At 37.4% G+C, this 7527-nt stretch carries 2 protein-coding genes; both read right to left on the bottom strand.

Features of this window, described 5'->3' with window-relative positions:
- Positions 1 to 3167, bottom strand: a 3167-nt coding sequence (locus tag ABE34_RS20620) for a non-ribosomal peptide synthetase (protein WP_197144324.1), incomplete at its 3' end; no start/stop codon positions are given.
- A 1726-nt stretch (positions 3168 to 4893) separates the two neighbouring features.
- On the bottom strand, positions 4894 to 7527 hold a 2634-nt coding region (locus tag ABE34_RS20615), incomplete at its 5' end, for a condensation domain-containing protein (RefSeq protein ID WP_197144323.1).

The raw sequence follows: 7527 nt of genomic DNA, 5'->3' as shown, positions 1-7527 counted from the left end.
TATTCTTTTTCCTCTGCCCTTGGAATCGGAATGTATTCTTCTGTCTCACTTTCCAGTACAATCTGTGATAACTTCTCTGGTGTTGGATGACTAAATACATCCTTTAAAGCAATTCGGTAGCCCGTTTCCGATTCAATCTTATTGACCAGACGAGTTGCACGTAAGGAATGTCCTCCTAATTCAAAGAAACTGTCTTTTACGCCAACGTTCTCTACAGCCAGGATTTCACCAAATATCTTACATATTGTCTCTTCGGTTTCATTGCTTGGTGCTACATACTCTCGGGTTGCTTTTACTTCGATCTCTGGTAATGCTTTCTTATCCAGTTTTCCATTTCGAGTTACAGGTATACTGTCGATTTCCATCATATAGGATGGAATCATGTATTCCGGCAACACACCAACAAGATGTTCTCTTATCTCCGATACACTGACGCTTTCTCCTGTATAGTATGTATAGAGCGCTTTATCACCGTTTTGATCCACTTTCGCGATTACTGCACTGTCATGAATACCTTCGATTTCACGAATTCGGCTTTCGACTTCTCCTAGTTCGATTCTAAACCCTCGAATTTTCACCTGTTCATCGATGCGGCCTAAGTATTCAATGTTTCCATCTGGCAGCCATCTTGCAAGGTCTCCAGAACGGTACAACCTTCCTTCGCCAAATGGATTTTTCACGAACTTCTTCGCTGTCAGTTCAGGACGATTTAGATAGCCTCTGGCTAATCCGTCACCTGCGATACATAATTCACCTGGCACACCAATGCCACAGAGGTTATCTCCATTCAAAATATATACTTGAGTATTACTGATTGGTTTTCCGATTGGAATGTTTTCAAAATTCTCTGGAATTACGTATTCGGTTGTAAATGTCGTATTCTCTGTCGGACCATATACGTTTGTCAGAATGGTTTCTTTATTATGCTCTTTCATCATTCGAACATGGGCATCCGAAAGCTTCTCTCCACCAATTAACAGATGTCTCAGCGTATCAAACATCGTCACATCTTCAGAAATCATTTGATTAAAGAGCATTGTTGTGAGAAACATCGTAGTAACCTTGTTGTTTCTAATTGCTTGTTTTAATTGCACATGGTCTGTAATGATTTCCTGAGATGTGATCACCACTTTCCCACCATTCAAGAACGCTCCCCATATCTCTAATGTCGACGCATCAAACGATAAGGAACCTGTTTGTAAGATTACTGTATTTTCATTTAGCTCAATATAATCTGTATCTCTTACAAGACGTACTGCATTTCTGTGGGCAGTCATACTTCCTTTTGGTTTGCCTGTCGTTCCGGATGTGTAGATACAGTAGATCAAGTCTTCCGCCTTGTTGATTTTCTCTGGATTCTGGATATTTCCTTCCCAAGTTCCTGCTTCTTTTAAGTCAATCTTTGTTAGGTTGGTTTCATACTCTGCCCCGTAAAGTAACATGGCCTTTGGCTGACAGTCTTCCAACATAAACGCGATTCTTTCTTCTGGATACGTTGGATCGATTGGTACATAAGCGGCTCCGGCCTTGATGATTCCGTAAATTCCGGTGATCACCTCGATACTTCTTTCTGCCACGATCGCTACGAAGTCATCTGGTTTTACGCCCAGCTCTCTTAACTTATGAGCTAACACATTGGCTCTTTCATTCAGCTCTCGGTAGCTTACTTCTTCTTCTTCGAAGACTAAAGCAATCTGATCTGGTGTCTTAGCTGCCTGTTCTTCGAACAGTTCGACTACCGTCTTCTCCCTTGGATACTCTGTCTTGGTTGCATTGAAGTCATGGAGGATCTTTTCTTTCTCATCCTCAGTCACAGTCTCTATTTCAGCTACTCGTCTATCTGGATTTTCTGCGATTTCCTCACTGATTTTTACCAGACAGTTTAATAGGCCTTCCATTTCTTCTGTACTATATCTATTTGGATTATACATGACATCGTATCCGAGTTTACCATTCACTTCATATCCGACAATTGAAACCGCATAGTTGGTTTGTTCCCTCTGATTTTCTATACCAATTCCTTCTCTACCACTTCTTGAATGAGATATGTTTTGAAATACATAAATTAATTTTATTAAGTCAGCTCCAAGAATCGTATCATTCTGAATTTCTGCTAATGAACAATAGTCATAACCTGTACCTTCATTTGCCTGTGCCTGCTGCTTTATCAATAGTTCATTAATGGTTGTATCATTTTCTACCTTCACCCTCACAGGAATAGTGTTGATGAATAAGCCTACCATATCTTCGATTCCTAGAATATTAGCATTTCTTCCCGATACAACTTTACCAAAGACTACATCTTGGTTTCCTGTATATGCCTGCAGCATGATTCCACATACCATTTCTCCTATAGTATTTAACGTACTTTCATTTCTCTCTGCATATTTCTTCAGCTTTAATGTTGACTTCTCATCTACAGTAGCCTTCAGTCTTCTCATCTGTTCATCGCTGTATTCAGGTGTTTTGACTGCTCTGATTTCGCAATCACTATCATAATCTGCTAGTAACTCTCTCCAATAGTCTTTTGCCTTCTTCTGATCTTGTTTAACCAGCCAGTTTATGTATTCACTGTATTCACCCTGACTTTCTTTTTCTCTTACTATAAGTTCTTTTAAAGTATTAATATCCTCTCCTGATACAAGCTTGTCATAATACTCTAAGAACTTGTCTATAAGCATTTCATTGCACCATCCATCAACAATAATATGATGAATAGTCCATATTAACTTTTGTTCATTCCCTGGTAAAATCACATGGTGTACTCTCAAAAGTGAATCCTTCTGTAAATCAAATCCACGATTAACATCGTCCTTCAAAAAATTAGAAAAAGAATTTGGCGTGAAGTCTTCTTCTGAAAACTGAAACGATTTATATTCAATCTGTCTTTCTTTTAATACAATCTGCTGTGGTTTCGATATCTTGTTAAAAACAATACTAGTTCTTAATACCGAATAACGTTCCGACAATAGCTCTAATGCTTTTGTTGCAAGCTTGTCATTAAATTTGGAGTCCAATGAAAAAACCGTCTGTACTACATAATCCGTTGTATTCTCATCTAAAAGATAATGGTAAAGCATTCCCTCCTGTAACGGAGTTAACGGATACACATTTTCAATTAATTTATTTACTGTGTTTACTTTCTTTGCAACATTTACTTTCTTCATACTAACCCCCATCTCGACTCGCCCCTCGAGTCAAATAAAAATGAAAAACGGATATGAATCTCCCGCTTATAATATAATTGAGGTGCACTACCTACACAGCTCGGTGAGTTAGAGTTGTAGGAAACCTCGTTTGTTTGAATCAGTATACTAACCAGTGTAAGGTCGGGACTTTCAAGCACAATTGATTGGCAAATAAAATCCGTATACTAATCATTGTTTTAACAAATCTTATTAATTGCTGTCCCGACCAATCACCTCTTCATTACTTTTTAGAAAGGAGCTAAAAATCATGAAAGTCGTTTATCCAACTTGTTGTGGGATCGATGTGCACAAAAGCTTTTTAATCGCTAACATGATTACCACAAAATCCAACAAATTAATGCCCCATCATCAGAAGAAATAATTCCTAACTTTTAATAACCGTATTCCGGCATTAAAAAGCAGTTATTAGAATGAAACTGTTACGATGTGTGTTTGGAAGGTACTGATATATATTGGTTTCCTGTTTCCAATTTGCTTGAAGATCAGATTGATGTCACCATTGGGAATCCTTAATGGGTTCGTACAGTAAAGGGAAATGAACATGATACGAGAGACTCAAAATGGACTGTTGAACTTTTCCGTATAGGATTCGCAAGAGGTAGCTTTATCCCAACGAAAAATTCATGATTGCGAGAAGTTACTCGCTACCGCACTAGCTTGGACAGTAATCGTTTCAAGTGAAATGAGTCGACTTCATAATACCTTTACTGTAGGAATGTCGCCATGTACTATGTGGTCTCTGATATGTTTGGTGTCAGTTCTAAGAAAGTCCGAGATTATCTCATTTCAATCCACGATTTTGCCCCTGACAAAACATATCTCAATCACTCCATTGATATTCTTGATCATCTATTGGATAAGATATTGAACCGTATGAACCAGCAATCGATCTTTTATAAACCTTCCCTGAAATACGCCGTCAATCAGCGATTCAAATCATCTCAGAAATTGACATGGATATGCCGTAGTTTTCAACTTCCAAAAAGCTGTGTTCTTGAGCTGGACTTGCACTAAGCAGTAATGAACCTGCCGAAAAAAGAAATCAATCAAATATCACGAACAGATGTCTACCTCAAACCGTCACTTGTCCATTATACGCATGCAGTGGTTAATCAACGGAAAAACACCGTTATTTTCTCGTATTGTAATACCAACGTCTACAATACTGTGTTCCGATGCCGAAAATATTTATTCCTAATTTTTCGGCATCGGTACAAACATCAGCATATTCATTTGAATGAAAGCAAGTTGGGTAAAAGTTACTACTTCGTACAACCTTTGTGATATATTTACTTCTCTAGCCTCTGATGCGCCTATCCGTTTAGTTCAAAAGTCAGTACTCGTCACCTTACACTATACTTATTTATATTTATTTTGAAAGTAAGACAATAGAGCCTTATTAAAAGTGTTGAAGTTTTTCAATAATTTTCATGAAGTATCTTTAAAGAACAGAGCAATTTTTTCAATTAGATTTAATTCAGTAAAATAGGGTGGACAAGGGGGTCGGTAAATGTCCAATTTTCTCAGCCAACACCCTTAATTTACCCATTTTGTGAAAGCGGTCATTTCCATAATAATGATATGTTTTCATATAAAGATGATAGAAGCGCATGTCGTTAAATCATTTTTCAAAACTCACTCGTCATTGTTTCTTCATAAATCTTCAATAGTCAACACTATACTATTAAACAAATTCAAACAAATCATTAATAATACTCATATCGTCATCATCTAAATCATTTGTATCTAGATCAGATATTGTTAAAACGCTATCCACTGAATGAATACAGTGTTTAATAATCTCTTGTAACATTTCTATATATTTGTTACCCAGATTTTTAATTGCATTCTTTTCAAATAGACACTTATTAAAGTATATTCCAAATGTTATTTCATCATTATTTAAAATACCATTAAAGGTTAAATTCGCATTTGTATGATTCTCCGCTGCCATCATCATTCCTGCAGAATATTTACTGTAATCTAATTCAGTATTCTCTACTACCTGACCAAGATAGTTAAAGGTTACATCTGTTTGGCATGTTTGTGCATTATCAATTAATCCGAATGTTAAGCCTTTATTAGGTACATCTCTTAATGTTTCTTTTGTTAAAATGATAGAATTCCCCAAATCCTCATAGTGCTCGAAAATTACTGGGTAAATATCGGTAAACCATCCTACTGTCCTATCAATATCAAGCTTATATGGTGTTTCCTCTCTTCCATGTCCTTCAATTGAAACAGAAACCTTTTGTTCCCCATTCCACTGATTCATAGCCCTTACTAAAGCGCATAGAAGTATATCATCAATTTTTGTATTATATGCATTATTTACATTACGCAATAATTGATATGTCTCTTCTTTGTTTAATGAGAAAAGAACACTATCTGAGATATACTTTTCATCGCTTTCGTTCTCCAACCGTTTATCAACCTGTAGATTAGCAATAACATCTTGCCAATACATTCTGTCATTCTTGAGTTCTGGACTCATCGCATATCTTTCTAAGCTTTCCGCCCATTCTTTGAATGAAGCCGTTTTTTCAGGTAGTTTTACTTCTTCCCCTTTCTTTATTTGACCCACCGCTGTTTCAAAATCCTCTGCAAGAATTCGCCAAGATACACCGTCGATTACTAGATGGTGTACACAGAACATCATTACTTTATCATGGTCTGTTTCAAATACAGCAATTTTTACCAACGGACCAATCTCCAGATTGATGCTCGCCTGTATTTTACTACAGCGCTCTTGAATGCCCTGCTTGACGTCATCTTTTCCTCGGTAATCAAACTCATAAAAATCACACAATTCCCTTTCACTGATTGGAAGGATTTCGAGTTGTTGATTTTTGTATACTGCCCTTAACATGTCATGATGTTTCACAAGTTCTTCGATTGCTTGCTTAATTTGCGCATTATCAATACCGTCTACTGAGAACATCATTGCCTGGTTAAAGTGCTCTGGTTTTTCTAAGTTCCAAAAATCGAACAATTTTATAATAGGAGTCTTAGTTACGGGTCCACTTACTTCTCCCTGCTCATATTTACGTTCATTTCCTGTTTCTTCCATTACCAATGCGATTCTTTCAGTCGTCTTTCCAGTCAGGATGTCTTTTACTGTTAAATGATATCCAACTTTTCTAAGGCTCGATATGATTCTTATTGCCTTAATAGAATCTCCGCCAAGTGCAAAGAAGTTGTCTTTTACGCCGACTTCTTTCACATTCAACATAGTGCTGAATGCTTCGCATACCATACTTTCCTTCTTATTTCTTGGTGCTACATACTCTCGGGTTGCTTTGACTTCAATCTCTGGTAATGCCCTCTTATCCAATTTACCATTTCGAGTCACAGGAATACTGTCGATTTCCATCATATAGGAAGGGGTCATGTACTCTGGTAATCTCTCTCTCAACATGCATCTTATTTCTGACACGCTTACCCCTTGTCCTGTATAGTATGCATAGATTGCTTTATCACCGTTTTGATCCGCTTTTACGATCACTGCACTGTCATGAATACCTTCGATTTCACGAATTCGGCTCTCGATTTCACCTAGTTCGATTCTAAATCCTCGAATCTTCACCTGTTCATCGATTCGACCTAAGTATTCAATGTTTCCATCTGGCAGCCATCTTGCAAGGTCTCCAGAACGGTACATCCTTCCTTCACCAAATGGATTCTTCACGAACTTCTCTTCTGTCAGTTCAGGACGATTTAGATAGCCTCTGGCTAATCCGTCACCTACAATACATAATTCTCCTGGCACACCGATGCCACAAAGGTTATCTCCATTCAGAATATATACTTGAGTATTACTGACTGGTTTTCCAATTGGAATGTTTTCGAAATTCTCTGGAATTTCGTATGTGGTTGTAAATGTCGTATTCTCTGTCGGACCATATCCGTTTGTCAGAATGGTTTCTTTATTATGCTCTTTCATCATTCGAACATGGGCATCCGAAAGTTTCTCTCCACCGATTAACAGATGTCTCAGCGTATCAAACACCGTCACATCTTCAGAGATTGTTTGATTAAAGAGCGTTGATGTGAGCCACATCGTAGTAACCTTGTTGTTTCTAATTGCTTGTTTTAATTGCACATGGTCTGTAATGATTTCCTGAGATGTAATCACTACTTTCCCACCATTCAAGAACGCTCCCCATATCTCTAATGTCGACGCATCAAACGATAGGGAACCTGTTTGTAAGATTACTGTATTTTCATTTAGTTCAATATAATCAGTATCTCTTACAAGACGTACTACATTTCTGTGGGAAATCACACTTCCTTTTGGTTTGCCTGTCGTTCCGGATGT

Origin of the sequence: Lysinibacillus sphaericus, assembly GCF_015844675.1 — a bacterium.
GTDB classification, from domain to species: domain Bacteria; phylum Bacillota; class Bacilli; order Bacillales_A; family Planococcaceae; genus Lysinibacillus; species Lysinibacillus sphaericus_E.
This window is presented reverse-complemented; position numbering and strand designations above follow the sequence as displayed.